Genomic DNA, 2,663 nt, shown 5'->3' with positions numbered 1-2,663 from the left:
CCTTAAAGGCCCAGGGAAGACTCATCTTGAGGCAAGTTTCGCGCTTAGATGCTTTCAGCGCTTATCTTTTCCGCACTTAGCTACCGGGCAATGCCATTGGCATGACAACCCGAACACCAGTGGTGCGTTCACTCCGGTCCTCTCGTACTAGGAGCAACCCCTCTCAATCTTCCAACGCCCACGGCAGATAGGGACCGAACTGTCTCACGACGTTCTAAACCCAGCTCGCGTACCACTTTAAATGGCGAACAGCCATACCCTTGGGACCTACTTCAGCCCCAGGATGTGATGAGCCGACATCGAGGTGCCAAACACCGCCGTCGATATGAACTCTTGGGCGGTATCAGCCTGTTATCCCCGGAGTACCTTTTATCCGTTGAGCGATGGCCCTTCCATTCAGAACCACCGGATCACTAAGACCTACTTTCGTACCTGCTCGAGCCGTCACTCTCGCAGTCAAGCTAGCTTATGCCTTTGCACTAACCTCACGATGTCCGACCGTGATTAGCTAACCTTCGTGCTCCTCCGTTACTCTTTGGGAGGAGACCGCCCCAGTCAAACTACCCACCAGACACTGTCCTCACCCCGGATTACGGGGCCGAGTTAGAACATCAAACATTAAAGGGTGGTATTTCAAGGATGGCTCCACGCAGACTGGCGTCCACGCTTCAAAGCCTCCCACCTATCCTACACATCAAGGCTCAATGTTCAGTGTCAAGCTATAGTAAAGGTTCACGGGGTCTTTCCGTCTTGCCGCGGGTACACTGCATCTTCACAGCGAGTTCAATTTCACTGAGTCTCGGGTGGAGACAGCCTGGCCATCATTACGCCATTCGTGCAGGTCGGAACTTACCCGACAAGGAATTTCGCTACCTTAGGACCGTTATAGTTACGGCCGCCGTTTACTGGGGCTTCGATCAAGAGCTTCGCCTTGCGGCTGACCCCATCAATTAACCTTCCAGCACCGGGCAGGCGTCACACCGTATACGTCCACTTTCGTGTTTGCACAGTGCTGTGTTTTTATTAAACAGTTGCAGCCAGCTGGTATCTTCGACTGGCTTCAGCTCCATCCGCGAGGGACTTCACCTACATGCCAGCGTGCCTTCTCCCGAAGTTACGGCACCATTTTGCCTAGTTCCTTCACCCGAGTTCTCTCAAGCGCCTTGGTATTCTCTACCTGACCACCTGTGTCGGTTTGGGGTACGATTTAATGTTACCTGGAGCTTAGAGGATTTTCCTGGAAGCAGGGCATCAACTACTTCTGCACCGTAGTGCATCGTCATCACGCCTCAGGGTTAGTATGCAACCGGATTTACCAGGTCACACCCCCTACACGCTTAAACCGGGACAACCGTCGCCCGGCTAGCCTAGCCTTCTCCGTCCCCCCTTCGCAGTAACACCAAGTACAGGAATATTAACCTGTTTCCCATCGACTACGCTTTTCAGCCTCGCCTTAGGGGTCGACTCACCCTGCCCCGATTAACGTTGGACAGGAACCCTTGGTCTTCCGGCGAGCGGGCTTTTCACCCGCTTTATCGTTACTTATGTCAGCATTCGCACTTCTGATACCTCCAGCAACCCTCACAGGCCACCTTCAACGGCTTACAGAACGCTCCCCTACCCAACAACGCCTAAGCGTCGCTGCCGCAGCTTCGGTGCATGGTTTAGCCCCGTTACATCTTCCGCGCAGGCCGACTCGACCAGTGAGCTATTACGCTTTCTTTAAATGATGGCTGCTTCTAAGCCAACATCCTGGCTGTCTATGCCTTCCCACATCGTTTCCCACTTAACCATGACTTTGGGACCTTAGCTGGCGGTCTGGGTTGTTTCCCTCTTCACGACGGACGTTAGCACCCGCCGTGTGTCTCCCGTGATAACATTCTTCGGTATTCGGAGTTTGCATCGGTTTGGTAAGCCGGGATGGCCCCCTAGCCGAAACAGTGCTCTACCCCCGAAGATGAGTTCACGAGGCGCTACCTAAATAGCTTTCGGGGAGAACCAGCTATCTCCCGGTTTGATTGGCCTTTCACCCCCAGCCACAAGTCATCCGCTAATTTTTCAACATTAGTCGGTTCGGTCCTCCAGTTAGTGTTACCCAACCTTCAACCTGCCCATGGCTAGATCACCGGGTTTCGGGTCTATACCTTGCAACTAATCGCCCAGTTAAGACTCGGTTTCCCTACGGCTCCCCTATACGGTTAACCTTGCTACAAAATATAAGTCGCTGACCCATTATACAAAAGGTACGCAGTCACACCACGAAGGTGCTCCCACTGCTTGTACGTACACGGTTTCAGGTTCTATTTCACTCCCCTCGCCGGGGTTCTTTTCGCCTTTCCCTCACGGTACTGGTTCACTATCGGTCAGTCAGGAGTATTTAGCCTTGGAGGATGGTCCCCCCATATTCAGACAGGATGTCACGTGTCCCGCCCTACTCATCGAACTCACGACCTGTGCATTTTAGTGTACGGGGCTATCACCCTTTGCTGCGCGACTTTCCAGACGCTTCCACTAACACACAAGCCGATTCAGGTTCTGGGCTCCTCCCCGTTCGCTCGCCGCTACTGGGGGAATCTCGGTTGATTTCTTTTCCTCGGGGTACTTAGATGTTTCAGTTCCCCCGGTTCGCCTCATGCCACTATGTATTCATGACATGATAGTGT

At 53.2% G+C, this 2,663-nt stretch carries 1 rRNA gene; it reads right to left on the bottom strand.

Going from position 1 to position 2,663, the window contains the following annotated elements:
• Positions 1–2,663, bottom strand: a 23S ribosomal RNA gene (locus ACJ8J1_RS24830); the annotation flags it as partial.

Source organism: Serratia sp. CY37869 (assembly GCF_052168895.1).
Lineage (GTDB): Bacteria > Pseudomonadota > Gammaproteobacteria > Enterobacterales > Enterobacteriaceae > Serratia > Serratia ureilytica.
This window is presented reverse-complemented; position numbering and strand designations above follow the sequence as displayed.